General features: G+C 53.7%; 22 protein-coding genes. 1 reads left to right on the forward strand and 21 read right to left on the reverse strand.

Annotated elements, in window-relative coordinates; translation table 11 throughout:
* Positions 1–48 precede the first annotated feature (48 nt).
* Positions 49–1386: an adenine permease AdeP gene (gene adeP / locus BJ885_RS19810; RefSeq protein WP_023309797.1), complete on the reverse strand. Its 1338-nt coding sequence runs from the start codon at positions 1384–1386 to the stop codon at positions 49–51.
* Positions 1387–1550: 164 nt separating this feature from the next.
* Between adeP and yieH the strand changes: the two genes are divergently transcribed.
* The gene (yieH, locus tag BJ885_RS19815) at positions 1551–2216 is read left to right on the forward strand and encodes a 6-phosphogluconate phosphatase (protein WP_029741483.1); all 666 of its coding nucleotides are present in this window, start codon (positions 1551–1553) and stop codon (positions 2214–2216) included.
* Between the two features lie 44 nt (positions 2217–2260).
* Here the strand turns inward: yieH and phoU are convergent, their stop codons facing one another.
* The 20 genes from phoU to asnC form a co-directional block, all read right to left on the reverse strand.
* Complete coding sequence (phoU, locus tag BJ885_RS19820; RefSeq protein ID WP_008500182.1) at positions 2261–2986, reverse strand: phosphate signaling complex protein PhoU; 726 nt, start codon at positions 2984–2986, stop codon at positions 2261–2263.
* Positions 2987–3012: 26 nt separating this feature from the next.
* Positions 3013–3786 (reverse strand): phosphate ABC transporter ATP-binding protein PstB, encoded by a 774-nt coding sequence (pstB, locus tag BJ885_RS19825; RefSeq protein WP_121932540.1) that lies wholly within the window; start codon positions 3784–3786, stop codon positions 3013–3015.
* Between the two features lie 47 nt (positions 3787–3833).
* Positions 3834–4724 carry a phosphate ABC transporter permease PstA gene (gene pstA / locus BJ885_RS19830; RefSeq protein ID WP_023309794.1) on the reverse strand — a complete coding sequence of 297 codons (891 nt, stop codon included), beginning with the start codon at positions 4722–4724 and terminating at the stop codon, positions 3834–3836.
* On the reverse strand, positions 4724–5683 hold the full coding sequence (pstC, locus tag BJ885_RS19835) for a phosphate ABC transporter permease PstC (protein WP_032644260.1): 960 nt from the start codon (positions 5681–5683) through the stop codon (positions 4724–4726). Before pstC ends, pstA begins: the two co-directional genes overlap by 1 nt.
* Before the next feature lie 128 nt (positions 5684–5811).
* Complete coding sequence (pstS, locus tag BJ885_RS19840) at positions 5812–6852, reverse strand: phosphate ABC transporter substrate-binding protein PstS (RefSeq protein WP_024907884.1); 1041 nt, start codon at positions 6850–6852, stop codon at positions 5812–5814.
* Between the two features lie 321 nt (positions 6853–7173).
* Positions 7174–9003, reverse strand: a complete 1830-nt coding sequence (glmS, locus tag BJ885_RS19845) for a glutamine--fructose-6-phosphate transaminase (isomerizing) (protein ID WP_023309792.1) — start codon at positions 9001–9003, stop codon at positions 7174–7176.
* Between the two features lie 238 nt (positions 9004–9241).
* Positions 9242–10612 (reverse strand): bifunctional UDP-N-acetylglucosamine diphosphorylase/glucosamine-1-phosphate N-acetyltransferase GlmU, encoded by a 1371-nt coding sequence (gene glmU / locus BJ885_RS19850; protein ID WP_047646765.1) that lies wholly within the window; start codon positions 10610–10612, stop codon positions 9242–9244.
* Positions 10613–10750: 138 nt separating this feature from the next.
* Entirely contained in the window at positions 10751–11170 is a 420-nt protein-coding gene (locus tag BJ885_RS19855) for a F0F1 ATP synthase subunit epsilon (RefSeq protein WP_006177560.1), read from the reverse strand.
* A gap of 20 nt (positions 11171–11190) precedes the next feature.
* Positions 11191–12573, reverse strand: a complete 1383-nt coding sequence (atpD, locus tag BJ885_RS19860; protein WP_006177559.1) for a F0F1 ATP synthase subunit beta — start codon at positions 12571–12573, stop codon at positions 11191–11193.
* Between the two features lie 31 nt (positions 12574–12604).
* A complete protein-coding gene (gene atpG, locus BJ885_RS19865) occupies positions 12605–13468 on the reverse strand; it encodes a F0F1 ATP synthase subunit gamma (protein WP_008500191.1) in 864 nt (287 codons plus the stop codon).
* Between the two features lie 51 nt (positions 13469–13519).
* Positions 13520–15061 (reverse strand): F0F1 ATP synthase subunit alpha, encoded by a 1542-nt coding sequence (gene atpA, locus BJ885_RS19870; RefSeq protein WP_006808751.1) that lies wholly within the window; start codon positions 15059–15061, stop codon positions 13520–13522.
* 12 nt (positions 15062–15073) lie between these two features.
* Positions 15074–15607 (reverse strand): F0F1 ATP synthase subunit delta, encoded by a 534-nt coding sequence (atpH, locus tag BJ885_RS19875; RefSeq protein ID WP_023309790.1) that lies wholly within the window; start codon positions 15605–15607, stop codon positions 15074–15076.
* A 14-nt stretch (positions 15608–15621) separates the two neighbouring features.
* Entirely contained in the window at positions 15622–16092 is a 471-nt protein-coding gene (gene atpF, locus BJ885_RS19880) for a F0F1 ATP synthase subunit B (RefSeq protein WP_014072436.1), read from the reverse strand.
* 48 nt (positions 16093–16140) lie between these two features.
* Positions 16141–16380: a F0F1 ATP synthase subunit C gene (gene atpE, locus BJ885_RS19885; protein WP_000429386.1), complete on the reverse strand. Its 240-nt coding sequence runs from the start codon at positions 16378–16380 to the stop codon at positions 16141–16143.
* Positions 16381–16429: 49 nt separating this feature from the next.
* Entirely contained in the window at positions 16430–17245 is an 816-nt protein-coding gene (atpB, locus tag BJ885_RS19890; protein ID WP_023309789.1) for a F0F1 ATP synthase subunit A, read from the reverse strand.
* Between the two features lie 8 nt (positions 17246–17253).
* Complete coding sequence (atpI, locus tag BJ885_RS19895) at positions 17254–17634, reverse strand: F0F1 ATP synthase subunit I (RefSeq protein ID WP_023333920.1); 381 nt, start codon at positions 17632–17634, stop codon at positions 17254–17256.
* A 616-nt stretch (positions 17635–18250) separates the two neighbouring features.
* The gene (gene rsmG, locus BJ885_RS19900) at positions 18251–18874 is read right to left on the reverse strand and encodes a 16S rRNA (guanine(527)-N(7))-methyltransferase RsmG (protein WP_059347384.1); all 624 of its coding nucleotides are present in this window, start codon (positions 18872–18874) and stop codon (positions 18251–18253) included.
* Positions 18875–18981: 107 nt separating this feature from the next.
* Entirely contained in the window at positions 18982–20871 is a 1890-nt protein-coding gene (mnmG, locus tag BJ885_RS19905) for a tRNA uridine-5-carboxymethylaminomethyl(34) synthesis enzyme MnmG (RefSeq protein ID WP_014072433.1), read from the reverse strand.
* A gap of 374 nt (positions 20872–21245) precedes the next feature.
* Entirely contained in the window at positions 21246–21695 is a 450-nt protein-coding gene (mioC, locus tag BJ885_RS19915) for an FMN-binding protein MioC (RefSeq protein ID WP_023309786.1), read from the reverse strand.
* Between the two features lie 90 nt (positions 21696–21785).
* Positions 21786–22244, reverse strand: coding sequence for a transcriptional regulator AsnC (asnC, locus tag BJ885_RS19920; RefSeq protein WP_023333916.1), 459 nt, complete (start codon positions 22242–22244; stop codon positions 21786–21788).
* Positions 22245–22395 lie beyond the last annotated feature (151 nt).

Raw genomic sequence — 22395 nt, forward strand, 5'->3', positions numbered from 1 at the left:
GATGCCCTCACCCTGACCCTCTCCCACTGGGAGAGGGAACAAACATGTTTATTTGGCGTCAATAAACACAATCTTCAGCACAAACAGCAGCGCCACAACAATAACGCACGGGCTGAGGTCGCGGAAGCGGCCGGTACCGATCTTCATTACGCAGTAAGAGATAAAGCCCAGCGCGATACCTTCGGTAATCGAGAAGCTGAATGGCATCATCACGGCGGTAATAAACGCCGGCACCGCTTCGGTTAAATCATCCCACTTCACGCGTGACAGGCTGGAGGTCATCAGCACACCCACATAGATCAGCGCGCCGGCTGCCGCATACGGAGGAACCATACCCGCCAGCGGAGAGAGGAAGATCACCAGCAGGAACAGAATACCCACGACCACCGCCGTCAGGCCGGTACGGCCGCCCACGGACACGCCGGAAGAAGACTCAATGTACGCGGTAACGGACGAGGTTCCGATAAAAGCACCGGTCACAGAGGAGACGCTGTCCACAAACAGCGCCTGCTTCATGCGCGGGAATTTCCCTTTCTCATCCGCCAGGCCCGCTTTGTCGGTCACGCCAATCAGCGTGCCGGAGGAGTCAAACAGGTTGACCAGCATGAAGGAGAAAATCACGCCCGCCAGACCCAGGTTCAGGGAACCCGCCAGATCGACGTGACCAATTACGGTAGAGACGCTCGGTGGCGCGGAGACGATACCGTTATAGTGAACGTCGCCCAGCATCCAGCCCAGCAGGGTGGTGACCACGATGGACACCAGCACCGCCGCGTGAATATTGCGGGAAGCCAGGATCGCGATGATAAAGAAGCCCAGCACGCCCAGCAGCACGTTATGAGAAGTCAGGTGGCCGATGCTCACCAGCGTATCCGGGTTCGCCACGATAACGCCGGCGTTTTTCAGCCCCATCATACCGATGAACAGACCAATACCGCTGGTAATGCCCACGCGCAGACTCACGGGAATGTTTGCAATCATCCAGTAACGCACGCGGAAAATGGTCAGCAGCAGCAGGCCAACCGCGCCCCAAAAGATGGCGCCCATGCCAACCTGCCACGGCAGCCCCATCGCCTGAACGACAACGAACGCGAAGAACGCATTCAGGCCCATCGCCGGTGCCAGCGCAACCGGCAGGTTAGCGAACACACCCATCAGAATGCTGCCAAGGGCCGCAATCAGGCAGGTGGTTACAAAGACGGCGCTGGTATCCATACCAGCGACGCCCAGAATTTGAGGGTTCACAAAAACGATATAGACCATCGTCAGGAAGGTGGTGAAACCAGCGATCACTTCGGTGCGTGCCGTTGTGCCGTGCTCGCGCAGTTTAAAAACGCGCTCAAGCAGACCCTGACCAGATGTCTGGGTAGTGTGTTGTTGACTCATCATCAATTCCGAACAAGGAGGGAAAATTCGTCGCTATCCTATACCAAAATGCGACAATAGTGGCGGTTACGTGATACTTTTTTCATTGATTTTGCTTATACGGCAACGATTGCGTCCCGGCGAACTGCCGTACGTAAACGTTAAACTTGTTAAAAGGGAAAGGCATGTCCGGAATTGAAGCGGTATTTTTCGACTGCGACGGTACGCTGGTCGACAGTGAGGTCATTTGTTCCCGCGCGTATGTCACTATGTTCCAGGAATTTGGCATTACGCTGGAACTCGAAGAGGTGTTTAAACGCTTTAAGGGCGTGAAGCTCTACGAGATCATCGACATCATTAACGAAGAACACGGCGTGGATCTGGCGAAAGCGGATCTGGAACCGGTGTACCGCGCCGAGGTCGCACGCCTGTTCGACTCCGAGCTGGAGGTTATCTCCGGGGCTAACGCATTGCTGGATGCGATGACGGTGCCAGTCTGCGTCGTCTCTAACGGCCCGGTCAGCAAAATGCAGCACTCGCTGGGCAAGCTTGAGATGTTGCACCATTTCCCGGAAAAACTGTTCAGCGGCTACGATATCCAGCGCTGGAAGCCAGACCCGGCGCTGATGTTCCATGCGGCAAAAGCGATGAACGTCAACGTAGAAAACTGCATTCTGGTGGATGACTCGTCTGCGGGCGCGCAGTCGGGTATTGATGCGGGGATGGAGGTGTTTTACTTCTGCGCCGACCCGCACAACAAGCCGATCGATCATCCCAACGTGACGACCTTTACCGATCTGGCGCAGTTGCCTGAATTGTGGAAGGCACGCGGATGGAATATTACGCGTTAAGCTAACGTAGGGCGGGTAAGCGCCAGCGCCACCCGCCACAAACATCACTCTTTCGGATCTTTACCCGCCAGCAGCTTGTCCAGCTCGTCGCCGCCCACGTGACGGAAGTCCTGACCTTTCACGAAGTAGAAAATGTATTCGCAAATGTTCTGGCAGCGGTCGCCGATACGCTCGATGGAGCGCGCACAGAACAGGGCAGTCAGTACGCTTGGGATGGTACGTGAATCTTCCATCATGTAGGTCATCAGCTGACGCACGATGCCTTCATACTCCTGGTCGACCTTCTTGTCTTCACGGTAGATACGCACCGCTTCGTCCAAATCCATACGCGCAAAGGCATCCAGCACGTCGTGCAGCATCTGCACGGTGTGGCGGCCCAGCGACTCCAGGCTCACCAGCAGCGGCTGGTGCTGCTGTGAGAACTTCTCCAGCGCGGTGCGGCAGATTTTATCCGCAACGTCACCAATACGCTCCAGCTCGGCGATGGTTTTGATGATCGCCATCACCAGGCGCAGGTCGCTCGCCGTCGGCTGCCGTTTCGCGATAATGCGCACGCAGGCCTCGTCGATAGCGACTTCCATCATGTTGACGTTTTTGTCGCCTTCAATGACGCGCTTCGCCAGCTCGCTGTCCTGGTTGTGCATTGCCGTAATCGCATCAGAAAGCTGCTGCTCGACCATGCCGCCCATGGTCATTACCTGGGTACGAATGCTTTCCAGCTCTGCGTTGAACTGGCCGGAAATGTGTTTATTAAGATTGAGGTTGTCCATGGTTTCTCCACATGCACTAAGGCAAATCAACCGTAGCGGCCAGTAATATAATCTTCGGTTTGTTTCTTCGCGGGCCTGGTGAACAGCGCGTCCGTATCGCTGAACTCAATCAACTCGCCCAGGTACATAAACGCCGTGTGATCGGAACAACGTGCAGCCTGCTGCATGTTATGGGTCACGATAACCACGGTGTAATCCTGCTTCAGCTCGGTGATCAGCTCTTCAATACGGCCGGTTGAGATCGGGTCCAGCGCTGAACACGGCTCATCCAGCAGCAGCACTTCCGGGCGAATAGCGATACCGCGCGCAATGCACAGACGCTGCTGCTGACCGCCGGAGAGAGAGTAACCGCTCTGGTGCAACTTATCTTTGGTTTCGTTCCATAATGCGGCCTTGGTCAAAGCCCACTGCACGCGCTCGTCCATATCGGCACGGGAGAGTTTTTCAAACAGACGCACGCCAAACGCGATGTTGTCATAAATGGACATCGGGAACGGCGTTGGTTTCTGGAACACCATCCCCACTTTGGCGCGCAGCAGGGCGATATCCTGAGCCTGGGTCAGAATGTTTTCACCGTCCAGGATGATTTCACCTTCAGCACGCTGCTCCGGATAGAGCGAATACATTTTGTTAAAGGTACGCAGCAGCGTGGATTTTCCGCAGCCGGACGGACCGATAAATGCCGTGACCTGGTTCTTCGCGATATCCAGGTTGATGTTCTTCAGGGCATGGAATTTGCCGTAGTAGAAGTTCAAATCACGAACCTGAATCTTACCCAGGGCAGTATCAACCATACTCATTGACTCATTTCCTCATTCGGCGCCGCGAGCTGCCGCGCCGTAAAAAATTAACCGTGTTTCTTCTTCGCGAAAATGACGCGCGCCAGAATGTTCAGCAACAGTACGCAAAGGGTAATGATCAGCACCCCGGCCCAGGCCAGCTGCTGCCATTCCGCGAATGGGCTCATCGCAAATTTAAAGATCGTCACCGGCAGGTTGGCGATCGGCTGCATCATGTCCGTGCTCCAGAACTGATTGGAGAGAGACGTAAACAGCAGCGGCGCCGTTTCACCCGCGATACGCGCCACCGCCAGCAGGATACCGGTCATGATCCCGGAGACGGACGCCTTCAGCGTAATCGCAGAGATCATCTTCCATTTCGGCGTACCCAGCGCATAAGCCGCTTCGCGCAGGCTGTCCGGCACCAGTTTCAGCATGTTCTCGGTGGTACGAATAACAATCGGCACCTGCAGCAGCGCCAGAGCAATCACACCCGCCCAGCCGGAGAAGTGTTCCATCTGCGCCACCACCACGGTGTAAACAAACAGCCCCACGACGATAGAAGGTGCAGACAGCAGAATGTCGTTGATGAAGCGAATGACTTCGGCCAGCCAGGATTTACGACCGTATTCTGCCAGGTAGATGCCCGCCATGATGCCCAGCGGCGTGCCGAAGACCGTCGCCCAGAGGATCAGCAGGCCGCTGCCCGCCAGGGCATTCGCCAGGCCACCACCCGCCGTGTTCGGCGGCGGCGTCATTTCGGTGAACAGCGACAGTGACATCCCGTCAATCCCGCGAACGACCGTCGAGAAGAGGATCCAGACCAGCCAGAACAGGCCGAATGCCATCGTCGCCATAGAGAGCGACAGGGCAATACGGTTTTTCATGCGGCGTCTGGCCTGCATTTTGCGGCGGGATTCCGCCAGTTCAGCGGTAGCTTGCATTTCGAGAGTGGCCATTAGCGTGCCCCCTCATTTTTAGCGAGGCGCATAATCATCAGCTTGGAAATCGCCAGAACAATGAAGGTGATAACGAACAGAATCAGACCCAGCTCCATCAGCGCCGCCACATGCAGCCCCGATTCCGCTTCCGCAAATTCATTCGCCAGCGCCGAAGTAATACTGTTACCCGGCATGTAGAGCGACGCGCTGTCGAGCTGGTAGGTGTTACCGATGATAAAGGTGACCGCCATGGTTTCACCCAGCGCACGACCTAAACCCAGCATCACGCCCCCGATCACCCCATTTTTGGTGAACGGAAGGACAATGCGCCAGATAACTTCCCAGGTGGTGCAGCCGATGCCGTAGGCCGACTCTTTCATCATCACCGGCGTTTGTTCGAAGACATCGCGCATGACCGCCGCAATGTAAGGAATAATCATGATGGCGAGGATCACACCTGCCGCCAGAATGCCGATACCGAAAGCCGGGCCAGAGAACAGGGCACCCACAAACGGAATAGCGGAAAGCACGTTACCGACCGGTTCCTGGAAATACGTGGCGAACAGCGGAGCAAAGATGAACAAGCCCCACATGCCGTAAACGATACTTGGAATAGCCGCTAGCAGTTCGATGGCAATACCCAGCGGGCGTCGCAGCCAGCCCGGCGCCAGCTCCGTCAGGAACAGGGCAATACCAAAGCTCACCGGAACCGCAATCAGCAGGGCGATGAACGAGGTCACCAGCGTGCCGTAAATCGGCACCAGGGCACCGTAGACATCGTTCGGCGCGTCCCACTCTTTGGTCCACAGGAAGGAAAAACCGAATTTCTGGATGCTCGGCCATGAGGAGAAAATCAGAGACACGATAATGCCGCCCAGCAGCAATAGCACAATCAGCGCAGCCAGTTTCACCAGCGCGCTGAAAATCATGTCACCTTTTTTACCCGGAGGGTTAAATGCAGGCTTGGTTGCAGCCATAAATTACTCTTCTGTTTGAGACGTTTTTACGAATATGCCCGGTGGCGCTGACGCTTACCGGGCCTACAGCTTAAACCGTAGGGCGGGTAAGCGCAGCGCCACCCGCCATCTTCGTTAAATATATCCTGTTAGTACAGCGCTTTACCGCTGCTGTCTTTCACGTTGGTTTTCCATGCAGCGCGAATCTGCTCAACCACGTTGTCCGGCAGGGTGGCGTAATCCAGGGCGTTAGCCTGTTTGCCGCCGTTTTTATACGCCCAGTCGAAGAACTTCAGCACTTCGGTGCCCTGCTCAGGTTTCTTCTGCTCTTTGTGAACCAGGATGAAGGTGGTAGAGGTGATTGGCCATGCACCTTCGCCTTTCTGGTTAGTCAGATCCTGCGCGAAGGATTTGCTCCAGTCAGCGCCTTTCGCCGCGTTAGCAAAGTTCTCTTCGGTCGGGCTAACCGGTTTGCCGTCGGCTGAAACCAGTTTGGTGTAGGACAGGTTGTTCTGCTTAGCGTACGCATACTCTACGTAACCAATTGAGCCAGGCAGACGCTGTACGAACGCGGCGATACCGTCGTTACCTTTACCGCCCAGACCGGTTGGCCAGTTAACGGTAGAGCCGGAGCCGACTTTAGATTTCCACTCTTCGTTCACTTTTGCCAGGTAGCTGGTGAACACGAAAGAGGTACCGGAACCATCCGCGCGGCGAACCACGGCGATGTTCTGAGAAGGCAGCTTCAGGCCTGGGTTGAGTTTAGCGATCGCTTCGTCATCCCATTTTTTGATTTTGCCCAGGTAGATGTCACCCAGCGTTTTGCCGTCCAGCACCAGCTCACCCGACTTCACGCCCGGCAGGTTGATGGCCAGAACCACACCACCGATCACGGTAGGGAACTGGAACAGGCCTTCCTGAGCCAGTTTGTCATCAGACAGCGGAGCATCTGATGCGCCGAAATCAACAGTGTTCGCGGTAATTTGTTTAACGCCACCGGAGGAGCCGATACCCTGATAGTTAACCTTGTTACCGGTTTCTTTCTGGTAGGTATCTGCCCATTTGGCATACACCGGCGCAGGGAAGGTTGCACCAGCGCCAGTCAGGCTTGCTTCTGCAAATACAGAGAACGCGCTCAGAGATAAGGTCGCGGCGACAACAGTTGCGACAGTGGTACGCATAACTTTCATAATGTCTCCTGCAAGATTTTCGTAAATCGTTGTTTAGTGGCTACGATGAGCAAAATAGGACAAACAGGTGACAGATAAATGTACGAATTATGACAGTTTTATGACAACGTTAATTTCACTTAAAAATCAGCAAAAGAAAGCTTAATTTTCATCGTGTTAGCCGCTTTTATGACAAGACGTTTTCAGAAATATTTTCTTTATGTGACACTGAAAAAAGTAGCTGAAGATGACAAATTGTCATTATTAAAAACGAGAAAGGATTGATTAAAAACAAGCCGGGAAGGATAAAAAAGCTCCACCCGAAGGTGGAGCCTGAAGGGATTATTCTACGGTAACCGATTTCGCCAGGTTACGCGGCTGGTCAACGTCGGTGCCTTTGATCAGGGCAACGTGATAGGCCAGCAGCTGCAGCGGAACGGTGTAGAAGATTGGTGCGATAACCTCTTCCACATGCGGCATCTCGATGATGTGCATGTTGTCGTTGCTGACAAAACCGGCATCTTTGTCGGCGAAGACGTACAGAACACCGCCGCGGGCGCGCACTTCTTCAATGTTAGACTTCAGTTTTTCCAGCAGTTCGTTGTTTGGTGCCACAACGATGACCGGCATATCCGCGTCAATCAGCGCCAGCGGGCCGTGCTTCAGCTCGCCAGCCGCATAGGCTTCAGCGTGAATGTAGGAGATCTCTTTCAGCTTCAGCGCGCCTTCCAGCGCAATCGGATACTGATCGCCACGACCCAGGAACAGGGCGTGATGTTTGTCGGAGAAATCTTCCGCCAGCGCTTCAATGCGTTTGTCCTGAGACAGCATCTGTTCAATACGGCTCGGCAGCGCCTGCAGGCCGTGAACGATGTCGTGCTCAACGGACGCATCTTCACCTTTCAGACGCGCAAGCTTCGCCACCAGCATCAGCAGAACTGTCAGCTGAGTGGTAAACGCTTTGGTGGAGGCTACACCGATTTCGGTGCCCGCTTTGGTCATCAGCGCCAGATCGGACTCACGCACCAGCGATGAGCCAGGAACGTTACAGATAGCCAGAGAGCCCAGGTAACCCAGTTCTTTAGACAGACGCAGCGCTGCCAGCGTATCCGCCGTTTCACCAGACTGGGAAAGGGTGATCATCAGGCTGTTACGACGCACCGCGGATTTGCGATAGCGGAATTCAGACGCGATTTCCACATCGCACGGCACGCCCGCCAGGGATTCAAACCAGTAGCGAGAGACCATACCGGAGTTGTAGGAGGTGCCGCAGGCCACGATCTGAATATGCTCGACCTTGCCGAGCAGTTCGTTCGCGTTTGCGCCCAGCTCGCTCAGATCCACTTCACCGTGGCTGATGCGCCCGGTCAGCGTGTTTTTGATGGCGTTTGGCTGCTCGTAAATCTCTTTCTGCATGTAGTGACGGTAAGCGCCTTTGTCGCCCGCGTCGTACTGCAGATTCGATTCAATCTCCTGACGTTTCACCTGCTCGCCTTTGGTATCAAAGACGGTCACGCTGCGACGGGTCACTTCCGCGATATCACCCTCTTCGAGGAAGATAAAGCGACGGGTAACCGGCAGGAGCGCCAGCTGGTCAGAAGCGATGAAGTTTTCTCCCATTCCCAGACCGATAACCATCGGACTACCGGAACGCGCGGCCAGCAATGTGGACGGATCGCGGGAATCCATGATCACCGTACCGTACGCACCGCGCAGCTGAGGGATAGCACGCAGCACCGCATCACGCAGCGTGCCGCCCTGCTCCAGCTCCCAGTGCACCAGGTGAGCAATCACTTCGGTGTCAGTTTCAGAGACGAAGGTGTAGCCGCGCGCTTTCAGTTCTTCGCGCAGCGGTTCGTGGTTTTCGATAATGCCGTTGTGCACGACCACAATGTGTTCAGACACATGCGGGTGCGCGTTACCTTCAGACGGTTCGCCGTGCGTCGCCCAGCGGGTGTGAGCAATACCGGTACCACCGTGCAGCGGATGTTCTTCCGCGGCCTGGGCCAGCATCTGCACTTTACCGAGACGACGCAGACGGGTCATATGACCTTCTGCATCGACGACAGCCAGACCGGCTGAGTCGTAACCACGGTATTCCAGACGACGTAAACCTTCGAGAAGGATTTCAGCAATATCACGCTGCGCAACTGCGCCAACAATTCCACACATAATTTTAGATTCCGAATTTAGGCATTATGCCTGCGTTGTCGCTGACCTGTATTTGCCCTTTCCGGGCACCCCGAGCCTTGTAGAGAGTGGGGTTATTTTTATGGGTACTGCTTGTGGGTGGAGAATTATATTATCCCCTCACCCCGGCCCTCTCCCCAAAGGGGCGAGAGAGAAAAACACCGCACCGAACGATCCCCTCTCCCCTTTGGGGGGAGGGTTAGGGTGAGGGGTAAATCCGTTACTTTTTCTTCACCGGGCGTTTCCAGCCCTGCTTGCTGACTTGCGGAACGCGGCTTAACACCAGCTCGTTCTCGGCCACATCGCGCGTAACGGTTGTTCCGGCGGCAATGGTCACCCCGTTACCTACGGTAACAGGCGCCACCAGCTGCGTATCGGAGCCAACGAACACGTCGTCACCGATGATGGTTTTAAACTTATTCGCGCCGTCATAGTTACAGGTAATAGTTCCTGCACCAATATTCACGTTATTGCCAATTTCCGCGTCGCCCAGATAGGTCAGGTGACCGGCTTTCGAGCCTTTACCCAGACGCGCTTTTTTCATCTCCACGAAGTTACCCACGTGAGCGCCTTCCAGCAGCTCAGCGCCCGGGCGCAGACGCGCAAACGGGCCGATGGTACACGCCGTATCCAGACGGGCATCTTCCACCACGCTGTATGGGCTGATTTCGCAGTCGTCACCGATGACGCTGTTTTTAATCACGCAGCCGGCGCCAATTTTGACGCGATCGCCCAGCGTGACGTGACCTTCGAGGATAACGTTCGTATCAATTTCAACGTCACGCCCGTGAGATAACGAACCGCGCAGATCGAAACGCGCCGGATCGCGCAGCATCACGCCCGCCAGCAGCAGTTTTTCGGCCTGCTCGGACTGATAAATACGCTCAAGACGGGAAAGCTGCAGGCGGTTGTTCACGCCGTCCGTTTCGCTGATGCGCGCCGGATGAACGGCGGCAATTTCACGCCCTTCGTGGTACGCCATCGCAATGATGTCGGTGATGTAGTATTCACCCTGCGCGTTGTTATTGTCGAGTCTGGACAGCCAGCGCTTCATATCCGCGCCGTTGGCAATCAGGATACCTGTGTTGATCTCCTGAATCTGGCGCTGTTCGTCGCTGGCATCTTTATGCTCAACAATACCCGTGACGTTGCCGTTTTCACGGGTGATGCGGCCATAACCGCTTGGATCGTCCAGCACGACGGTCAACAAACCGATGCCGCCCTGCGGTTTGGCTTCACGCAGGCGAGTCAGGGTTTCAACGGAGATCAGCGGGACATCGCCGTAGAGCATCAAAATGTCTTCGTCATCCGCAAAGAAAGGCGCAGCCTGCTGCATCGCATGGCCTGTGCCCAGCTGTTCGGCCTGAAGCACCCAGTTGAGCTTGTCATCGCTCAGCGTCTTTTTAAGCAGATCGCCGCCGTGGCCGTAGACCAGGTGGACCTGACTGGCACCCAGCTCGTTCGCTGCATCAATGACATGCTGCACCATTGGCTTTCCTGCAAGCGTGTGGAGCACCTTAGGCAGATCGGAATACATGCGGGTCCCTTTGCCAGCGGCAAGGATCACCACGCTCATCGCACTGTTTGACATACGCATCCTGACGGTAGTTTGAGTGTGAAGTAAAAACGTTTGATGCTTAAAATTCTACATCTTTTTCATCATGAATTAAGGCCGAAAAAAAAAGCCAGCCTGGGATCCAGACTGGCTTTTGTGCTTTTCAAGCCGGTGTTACATCGCTTTTTTGGTCAACTCGATAACGCGCAGTTTCGCGATCGCTTTGGCCAGCTCCGCAGACGCCTGAGCGTAATCCACGTCACCATGAGAGCTGCTAATGTGCTCTTCAGCCTTACGCTTCGATTCCAGGGCTCGCGCTTCGTCGAGATCCTGGCCACGGATAGCGGTATCGGCCAGAACGGTCACACTGCCAGGCTGCACTTCAAGAATGCCGCCGGACAGATAGATAAACTCTTCGTGACCGAACTGTTTAACGATGCGGATCATACCAGGCTTAATGGCGGTGAGCAGCGGTGCGTGACCCGGGAAAATACCCAGTTCACCTTCACTACCCGTTACCTGGATTTTCTCGACCAGACCAGAGAACATTTGTTGCTCTGCGCTGACGACGTCCAGGTGGTAAGTCATTGCCATATCACCCTCCGATTAAGGCGTTAAAGTTTTTTGGCTTTTTCCACGGCTTCGTCGATGGAACCAACCATGTAGAACGCCTGCTCTGGCAGGTGATCGTATTCGCCTTCCATGATGCCTTTAAAGCCACGGATGGTGTCTTTCAGGGAAACGTATTTACCCGGAGAACCGGTGAATACTTCCGCAACGAAGAACGGCTGGGACAGGAAGCGCTGGATCTTACGCGCACGTGCTACCACCAGTTTGTCTTCTTCAGACAGTTCATCCATACCCAGGATGGCGATGATGTCTTTCAGTTCCTGGTAACGCTGCAGCAGAGACTGTACGCCACGCGCGGTGTCGTAGTGTTCCTGACCAACAACCAGTGGATCCAGCTGACGGCTGGTGGAGTCCAGCGGGTCAACGGCCGGGTAGATACCCAGAGACGCGATCTGACGGCTCAGTACCACGGTTGCATCTAAGTGCGCAAAGGTGGTTGCTGGAGATGGGTCAGTCAAGTCATCCGCAGGTACGTATACCGCCTGAACGGAGGTGATAGAACCGGTTTTGGTAGAGGTGATACGTTCCTGAAGAACACCCATCTCTTCCGCCAGCGTAGGCTGATAACCTACCGCTGAAGGCATACGACCCAGCAGTGCAGATACTTCCGTACCGGCCAGGGTGTAACGATAGATGTTGTCAACGAACAGCAGAACGTCACGGCCTTCGTCACGGAACTTCTCAGCCATCGTCAGACCGGTCAGCGCAACGCGCAGACGGTTTCCTGGTGGCTCGTTCATCTGGCCGTAAACCAGGGATACTTTGTCCAGAACGTTGGAGTCGGTCATTTCGTGGTAGAAGTCGTTACCCTCACGAGTACGTTCACCTACGCCCGCAAACACTGAGTAACCGGAGTGCTCGATCGCGATGTTACGGATCAGCTCCATCATGTTTACGGTTTTACCAACACCCGCACCACCGAACAGACCGACTTTACCGCCCTTCGCGAACGGACACATCAGGTCGATAACTTTGATACCGGTTTCCAGCAGTTCCTGAGAGCTGGACAGCTCTTCGTAGGAAGGTGCCGCGCGGTGGATAGCCCAACGCTCTTCTTCACCGATGTCGCCTTTCATGTCGATTGGTTGACCCAATACGTTCATGATACGACCCAGTGTTGCTTTACCTACCGGGACTTCGATCGGGTGCTCAAGGTCTTTAACTTCCAGACCACGACGCAGACCGTCGGAAGAACCCATCGCGATGGTACGCACGATACCGCCGCCGAGCTGCTGCTGAACTTCCAGCACCAGGCTCTCGTTACCATTCTGTACCTCAAGCGCGTCGTACACGCGTGGTACGGCGTCCTGAGGGAACTCGACGTCCACCACGGCGCCGATTACCTGGACAATCTTTCCAGTAGCCATCTTGAATCCTCTACGTAATTCGTAAACCTGGTTAAACCGCGGCGGCCCCCGAGACGATCTCGGTGAGTTCCTGAGTAATGCTGGCCTGACGAGCTTTGTTGTAAACCAACTGCAGCTCTTTAATCAGGCTGCCGCCATTATCGGTCGCGGCTTTCATCGCCACCATTCGTGCGGCCTGCTCGCTGGCCAGGTTTTCTACAACGCCCTGATAAACCTGAGATTCAACGTAACGACGCAGCAGGGTATCCAGCAGCGGTTTCGGATCGGGTTCATACAGGTAATCCCAGGCTTTTTGCTTCAGCTCGTCATCTTCTGATGCCGGTAACGGCAGCATCTGAGTGAGCGTTGGAACCTGAGACATGGTGTTAATGAATTTGTTGCTGACAACGTACAGTCTGTCCAGACGGCCTTCATCATAGGCCTGCAACATCACTTTAACCGGGCCGATCAGTTCGGACAGGGACGGGTTATCACCCATACCGGTCACCTGAGCGACAATGTTGCCACCAACGGAGTTAAAGAAAGAGACGCCTTTAGAGCCGATCATTGCGATATCGCACTGAACGCCTTTTTCAGACCATGCTTTCATATCCGCCAGCAGTTTTTTGAACAGGTTAATGTTCAAGCCGCCACACAGACCACGGTCGGTCGACACCACCAGGTAGCCCACGCGCTTAACGTCGCGTTCTTCCAGGTAAGGGTGCTTATATTCCAGATTACCGTTTGCAAGGTGACCAATCACTTTGCGCATGGTTTCTGCATAAGGACGGCTGGCCGCCATGCGATCCTGCGATTTACGCATTTTGGAAGCGGCGACCATCTCCATCGCTTTAGTGATCTTTTGCGTGTTCTGGACGCTTGCGATCTTACTACGTATCTCTTTTGCGCCGGCCATGAGCTTCTCCTCAATGCCAGGCGGCTTGTCCTGAGACAAGCCGCCGGACGATTACCAGGATTGGGTTGCTTTGAAGGAATCGAGGATAGCTTTCAGCTTGCCTTCGATTTCGTCGTTATAGCCACCGGTCTGGTTGATCTCTTGCATCAGCGGAGCGTGATCACGGTCGACGTAAGCCAGCAGAGCGGCTTCGAAGCTACCGATTTTCGCCAGTTCCACATCTTCGAGGTAACCGCGTTCAGCCGCGAACAGTACCAGGCCCTGCTGAGCAACAGACATTGGTGCGTACTGTTTCTGCTTCAGCAGCTCGGTCACTTTCTGACCGTGGCTCAGCTGTTTACGGGTTGCTTCGTCCAGATCGGATGCGAACTGAGAGAACGCAGCCAGTTCACGATACTGTGCCAGCGCGGTACGAATACCACCGGACAGTTTCTTGATGATCTTGGTCTGAGCAGCACCACCAACACGGGATACGGAGATACCCGGGTTAACCGCCGGACGAATACCGGAGTTAAACAGGTTGGTTTCCAGGAAGATCTGACCATCGGTAATGGAGATTACGTTGGTCGGAACGAACGCAGAAACGTCACCCGCCTGGGTTTCAATGATCGGCAGAGCGGTCAGAGAGCCCGTTTTACCCTTCACTTCACCTTTGGTGAAGTTCTCGACGTATTCCGCGTTAACGCGGGAAGCACGCTCCAGCAGACGAGAGTGGAGGTAGAATACGTCGCCAGGGAACGCTTCACGTCCAGGTGGACGACGGAGCAGCAGGGAAACCTGACGATAAGCAACAGCCTGTTTAGACAGGTCATCGTATACGATCAGCGCATCTTCACCGCGGTCACGGAAGTATTCGCCCATTGCGCAACCGGCGTATGGCGCCAGGTATTGCAGTGCAGCGGATTCAGACGCAGTTGCTACCACAACGATGGTGTTAGACAGTGCACCGTGCTCTTCCAGTTTACGAACCACGTTGGAAATGGTGGACGCTTTCTGGCCGATGGCCACGTACACGCATTTGATACCGGAGTCACGCTGGTTGATGATGGCGTCGATAGCCATCGCGGTTTTACCGGTCTGACGGTCACCGATGATCAGTTCACGCTGACCACGACCGATTGGGATCATGGCATCAACGGACTTATAACCTGTCTGAACAGGCTGATCTACGGACTGACGGTCGATAACGCCTGGTGCGATAACTTCGATTGGGGAGAAGCCATCGTGCTCAACCGGACCTTTACCGTCGATTGGCGCACCCAGGGTGTTAACAACGCGACCCAGCAGGCCACGGCCAACCGGCACTTCCAGAATACGGCCAGTACACTTAACCTTCATGCCTTCGGCGAGGTCAGCGTATGGACCCATCACAACTGCACCTACGGAGTCGCGCTCCAGGTTCAGTGCGATAGCGTAACGGTTACCCGGCAGGGAAATCATCTCACCCTGCATACAATCGGCCAGGCCGTGGATGCGGATAACACCGTCACTTACAGAAACAATAGTACCTTCGTTGTGAGCTTCACTCACAACACTGAACTGAGCAATGCGCTGCTTGATCAGTTCGCTGATTTCGGTGGAATTCAGTTGCATGCTCCAGTCCCCTTAAGACTGCAAGACGTCTGCAAGGCGTTCAAGACGGCCGCGTACGCTGCCATCAATGACCATATCACCCGAACGGATGATTACGCCTGCCATTACAGACTTATCGATTTTGCAATTCAGCTTAACTTTACGTGACAGACGTTTTTCCATCGCGGCGGTGATTTTCGCAAGCTGTTCATTACTCAGTTCAGTCGCAGAAGTCACTTCGACTTCAGCGGTTGCTTCACTAAGGGCACGTAAGTGCTCAAACTGCTCGAGAACATCCGGGAGCACACGGAGACGACCATTTTCTGCCATCACCTTAATCAGGTTCTGGCCGTTGGCATCCAGTTGCTCTCCGCACACGGCGATAAACGACGCGGCGAGAGTTTCAGGTGCTAACGCACCGGAAAGCAACTCAGCCATTTGTTCGTTTTTCGTCACCTCAGCGGCAAACGCCAGCATATCCTGCCAGCGATCGACATTTTGGTGTTCGACAGCAAAGTCAAAAGCTGCTTTGGCGTAGGGGCGAGCTACCGTAACAAATTCAGACATCAGCCCCTCCCTCCTTACAGTTCAGCGACAAGTTTGTCCACGATGTCGCTGTTAGCAGCTTCATCCACGGAACGTTCGATGATCTTCTCGGCGCCAGCAACAGCCAGAATCGCAACCTGCTTACGCAGTTCTTCACGAGCACGTTTACGCTCAGCATCAATTTCTGCCTGAGCCTGTGTCACGATCTTAGTACGTTCCTGTTCTGCTTCAGCTTTGGCTTCGTCCAGGATCTGAGAACGGCGTTTGTTAGCCTGTTCAATGATTACCTGAGCTTCAGCTTTCGCTTTTTTCAGCTGGTCTGTCGCGTTGGCCTGTGCAAGGTCCAAATCTTTCTTAGCGCGTTCTGCGGAAGCCAGACCGTCAGCAATTTCTTTCTGACGTTTTTCGATGGCAGCCATTAAAGGCGGCCATACATACTTCATGCAGAACCAGACAAAGAGAATAAACGCGATGGCCTGGCCGAGGATTGTTGCGTTCATGTTCACAGCACAATACCTCTTTAATTTCTGTGGCTTGGGGTTTTAAAACTACTACTACGCGACAGCAAACATCACGTACAGACCCAGACCTACAGCGATCATTGGGATAGCATCCACCAGACCCATAACGATAAAGAACTGAGTACGCAGCAGAGGAATCAGATCAGGTTGACGCGCTGCGCCTTCCAGGAATTTGCCCCCGAGGATGCCGATACCGATCGCAGCACCGATAGCCGCCAGACCCATCATCACAGCGGCAGCCATGTACAGCAGATCCATATTCAGGTTTTCCATGACAGTCTCCAGTTTGTTTCAATTAAAACGTAGTAGTGTTGGTAAAAAATCAGTGCTCTTCAGACGCCATCGACAGATAGACGATCGTCAGAACCATGAAGATAAAGGCTTGCAGCGTAATGATCAGGATGTGGAAAATGGCCCATGGCACATTCAGAATCCACTGTGACCACCACGGCAGAAGACCCGCGATCAGAATGAAAATCAGCTCACCCGCATACATGTTGCCGAACAGTCGCAGACCCAGTGAAACAGGTTTGGACAGCAGGCTAACGCCTTCCAGGATCAGGTTGACCGGAATAAACGCCCAGTGGTTGAACGGCTGCAAGGTAAGCTCTTTCACAAAGCCGCTTACGCCTTTCATTTTGATGCTGTAGAAAAGAATCAGGATAAATACGCCCAGCGCCATCGACAGGGTGATGTTCACGTCCGCAGACGGTACAACACGCAGCGCTGGCAGGCCGAAGATGTGCTCGCCGATAAACGGCAGCAGATCGATTGGCAGCAGGTCCATCAGGTTCATCAGGAAGACCCAAACGAACACGGTCAGGGCCAGCGGAGCAATCAGCTTGCTCTTACCATGGTACATGTCTTTGACGCTGCCATGGACGAAGCCGATGATCATTTCGATGAATGTCTGGAATTTCCCTGGTACACCGCTGGTCGCTCGTTTAGCAACACCGCGGAACATGGCCAGGAACAGAAGACCCAAAACCACCGAGAAGAACATGGAGTCGATGTTGATCGTCCAGAAGGTGGCCGGGGGGTTATGTGGATCCACCAGCGAGAATGTACGCAGGTCCAGCTGAAGGTTATTCAGATGGTGACCTATGTAATCCTGCGGCGTCATATTTTCTGAAGCCATGATGCCTTTTACCCTTTGTTATTGATTACAGCTGGAGCCAGAACTTGTACCACCAGCACCAAAACCCACGTTGCTATCAGCGGCATGAAGACCACTTTCAAAACAGCCAGCGCCATCACCAGTAAAGCAAAGGTCAGCAACACCTTACACACTTCGCCGAGGGCGAAGGACCAGGCCACGCGGCCTTTGGCGGGTGTATGCGCCTGATGACGCCAGGCAAAAATCATAAACAACACGTTTGGCAGCACAACCGCCAAACCCCCGCACACGGCGGAGATGCCCCAGAAGGGGTCTTTGAGGCTAAACAGCAGTCCACTTGCTATCACAGCCAGAAACTGAACGAACAGAAGCTTACGAGCAACGTTTCTACTCAAGAGCGACACAGACATCACGTTTTTACTCCTGCTCCCTTCGAGGTATGCCGCGTGTCGTATAAAACGTCCTTTAAGGCTCAGAGTCAAGCATCAAAAAGCGGTCAAATTATACGGTGCGCACCCGTGATTTCAAACATTAAGTAGCGAAAAGGTGAATAAATGTTTAAATATTTTTCCCCACCGCTATTTTTTAACTTTCGCTGAAAGCGTCAACCTTCGACCAAAACTGCAAACAGCGCGAAAACGTTGGCGATAAAGCGTGCACGAGATCACAAAACACACATTTGCGATAAGGTTGTATTTATCAAAGGCGCAAATCGCATAAATTTATCTTTATGAAATTAAAAGCAAAACGTCGTAACTATTTTCAAAACAGCCCAGTACACAATAAAAACGTTTTATTGACATTCTTAATAAATAATTAACATTGTGTTCTGGTTGCTGCCTTCCACTTTTAGCAGACTTATATTTTCACAGATGACTATCTTCTCGGTGAATAAAAGTGGCCAGGTTAACCAGAAGAAAAACCTTAGTGAAAAAGAGGTTAAAAGCTCACCGGTAAATCCCCGGTAGTTGTGCTGTTTTTTAACATGCGAAGAACAGCACAAATTCCACATTTTTTATTAATTTTTTAAAAATTGTTTGGCTTAATTATCACCAGATGACGCTCCCCATCGAGCTGAGGAATGTGTAATTTCTCGATGGATTCAACAGCAAAACCGTCCGGGAGCTGTTCAATTTCATCGCCTGGCAACTGCCCTTTCAGCGCATAAAAGCGGCCATTCTCTGCAGGCAAGTGCTTACACCAGCTCACCATATCATTGAGCGAAGCAAACGCGCGGCTGATAACACCGTCAAACGGCGGCTCAGCCGGGAACTCCTCTACCCTGCTCTGCACGGGCGTGATGTTTTCAAGCTTCAGCTCATGCTGTACCTGACGTAAAAAGCGCACGCGCTTGCCAAGGCTGTCCAGCAGCGTGAAGTGGCACTCAGGGCGAACTATCGACAGCGGAATGCCCGGTAAACCAGGTCCCGTACCCACGTCGATAAAACGCTCACCTTTCAGCCACGGGGCAACCACGATGCTATCGAGAATATGGCGTACCAGCATCTCGTTGGGGTCACGTACTGAGGTCAGGTTGTACGCTTTGTTCCATTTGTTCAGCATATCGACATAGGCCACCAGCTGATTTTTTTGGTGATCGGTGAGCGAAATACCTGCCTGATCCAGCAGACGAGAGAGTTTGTTAAGCACGGTGAATACCTGTTGGAAAACTTAGGTGGCGGGTGGCGCTTCGCTTACCCGCCCTACGGGTTCATCAGGCCCGGTAAGCGCAGCGCCACCGGGCAATGTTCTGGGCATTACGCGCTGCGGCGCAGCATGCCCTGCTTTTTCAGCCAGACCAGCAGGATCGAAATCGCTGCAGGCGTGACGCCGGAGATACGGGATGCCTGACCGATCGATACCGGTTTGTGATCGTTCAGCTTGGCGATCACTTCGTTGGAAAGGCCCGTCACCTGGCGGTAGTCCAGCATTTCCGGCAGCAGCGTGTTTTCGTTACGCTGCTGTTTTTCGATCTCATCCTGCTGACGCGCGATGTAACCTTCGTACTTCACCTGGATCTCAACCTGCTCTGCCGCTTCGGCGTCTTCCAGGCCCGGCGCAAACGCGGTCAGTTTGACCAGGTTCTCGTAGGTGACTTCAGGACGGCGCAGCAGATCTTCCCCGCTGGCTTCACGCGACAGCGGCGCGGTTAAGTGAGCGTTTACTTCGGCAGCGGTTTCCGCCTGCGGATTCACCCAGGTGGTTTTCAGGCGCTGGCGTTCCTGTTCAATGCGCTCCAGCTTCTCGTTAAAGCGCGCCCAGCGCTCGTCATCGACCAGACCCAGCTCGCGGCCCATTTCGGTCAGACGCAGGTCGGCGTTATCTTCGCGCAGCATCAGGCGATATTCCGCGCGAGAGGTAAACATACGGTACGGCTCTTTGGTACCCAGCGTGCAGAGATCGTCAACCAGCACGCCCAGATACGCCTGAGAACGGCCTGGCGCCCAGCCCTCTTTCTCAGCGGAGAAGCGTGCGGCGTTCAGACCAGCAAGCAGACCCTGTGCAGCCGCTTCTTCGTAGCCGGTGGTGCCGTTAATCTGCCCCGCGAAGAACAGACCGTGGATGAATTTGCTTTCCAGGGTTGGCTTCAGGTCGCGCGGATCGAAGAAATCGTACTCAATAGCGTAGCCGGGACGAACGATTTTCGCATTCTCCATCCCCTGCATTGAGCGAACAATTTGCATCTGTACATCGAACGGCAGGCTGGTGGAGATGCCGTTCGGATAAATTTCATTTGAGGTCAGCCCTTCCGGCTCCAGGAAGATCTGGTGCTGGTTACGATCGGCGAAGCGCATCACTTTGTCTTCGATCGACGGACAGTAGCGTGGGCCGATCCCTTCGATCACGCCGGCATACATGGGGCTGCGGTCGAGGTTATTGCGGATCACGTCATGGGTTTTCTCGTTGGTATGCGTGATGTAGCACGGTACCTGCTGCGGATGCTGAGCCGCATTGCCCATGAACGAGAACACCGGCATTGGATTATCACCGTGCTGTTGCGCCAGCACGCTGAAATCAATGGTGCGCGCATCAATACGCGGCGGCGTACCGGTTTTCAGGCGGCTGACGCGCAGCGGCAGTTCACGCAGACGGCGAGACAGTGGAATAGACGGCGGATCGCCGGCACGGCCACCGCTGTAGTTATCCAGACCGATATGAATTTTACCGTCCAGGAATGTGCCCACGGTCAGCACCACGGCTTTCGCGCGGAATTTGAGACCCATCTGGGTCACGGCACCTACGACGCGATCGTTCTCAACGATAAGATCTTCAACCGCCTGCTGGAAGATCATCAGGTTCGGCTGGTTCTCCAGGGCGGTGCGCACAGCCTGACGGTAAAGCACGCGGTCTGCCTGTGCACGGGTCGCACGCACGGCGGGACCTTTACTCGCGTTTAGTATCCTAAACTGGATGCCTGCATGATCGATCGCTTTCGCCATCAGGCCGCCAAGTGCATCCACTTCTTTTACCAGGTGTCCTTTCCCAATGCCGCCAATCGCCGGATTACAGGACATTTGTCCCAGCGTGTCGATATTGTGTGTCAAAAGCAGGGTCTGCTGACCCATACGCGCTGCGGCCATTGCGGCCTCAGTGCCTGCATGACCCCCGCCAATGATAATGACGTCAAAAGGATCCTGATAAAACATGGTGATCTGCCTCGCGTAAAGCGGTATGAAAATGGATTGAAGCCCGGGCCGTGGATTCTACTCAACTTTAGTCTTTCGAGAAAGCATTGGGATCCTGGGCTATTAAAAAGAAGATCTTTTTATTTAGAGATCTGTTCTATTGTGATCTCTTATTAGGATCGCGAACTTGTGTGGATAAGTCCGATCTCATAAAGAAGATCATGCAGTTAGAAAGGATCGTTTGCTGTGAATGATCGGTGATCCTGGACAGTATAAGCTGGGATCAGATCGCGACTTTATGCACAGGTCAAAAACGATACAACAGTTGTTCTTTGGATAACTACGGGTTAATACGAGCTTTTAACCAGAGTTATCCACATCTGTTCGCGCGATCTTTAATCGTTTTTGAGTAAATTTTTCCATTCCGCGAGCCAGATCTCGGCTGGATCCTCCGGAATGTCATGATCGAGGATGTTGATCTTGAGCGTTTCACCCAGCTGTTTTGCTCCACAGGAGGTAACAGCGGCTTCAACTTTCTCTATTGCCCCGCAAAAGGTGTCATATTCACGACTGCCGATACCCACCGCGCCAAAACGGACGTTTGACAGATCGGGCTGCTGTTCCAGCAGTTCGTCATATAAAGGTTGCAGGTTATCCGGCAGATCGCCCGCGCCGTGCGTGGAGGTAATCAGCAGCCAGACCCCGTCAGTCGGGAGATCTTCAAGCAACGGACCGTGCAGGGTTTCAGTAGAAAAGCCCGCATCTTCCAGCTTTTCAGCCAGGTGTTCCGCTACGTATTCCGCACCACCAAGAGTGCTGCCGCTGATAAGGGTAATGTCCGCCATTGATCGCTCGCCCAGATAAAGAGACGGCCATTGTACGCTGTGAACGAGCTGGGATCTACCTGTGGAAAATGTGGGAATGAATTTGCCCGATCACGGGCGGATGGTACGCATGATCGGGTTTTGCAGGGAGATTAGCGTCTCGGTGGACTGAATTTCATCGATTGTTTGGATCTTGTTGATAAGTACCTGCTGGAGGGCGTCGATGGATCGGCACATGACTTTAATAAAGATGCTGTAATGCCCGGTGGTGTAATACGCCTCGGTGACTTCATCCAGCGCGTTCAGCTTCGCCAGGGCGGAAGGGTAGTCTTTGGCGCTTTTAAGAATGATGCCGATGAAGCAGCAGACGTCGTAACCCAGATGTTTAGGACTGACGTCAATGCGTGCGCCGGTAATGATCCCCGCCTGCTTCATCTTCTCTACGCGGACGTGAATGGTTCCCGGGCTGACGCCAAACTGTTTCGCCAGTTCGGCGTAGGCGGTACGGGCATTGGCCATTAAGGCCTCCAGGATGCCGCGGTCGAGATTGTCGATCTGATAATTTTCCATAGCTTTTTCTTATGAAGATTAATGAATCATTCTATTCTAGCGTTTAATTTTATCGAATCAAAAGTGAAGGTGGCTTTTTGTTGATGAGTTATTGAATGTGATGCCATTTCTGTTGCTTAATCAATATCAACAGGACGCAGGAGTATAAATA

The sequence above is a fragment of the Enterobacter sp. WP_7_1 genome (genome assembly GCF_003688535.1).
Taxonomy (GTDB): Bacteria; Pseudomonadota; Gammaproteobacteria; order Enterobacterales; family Enterobacteriaceae; genus Enterobacter; species Enterobacter asburiae.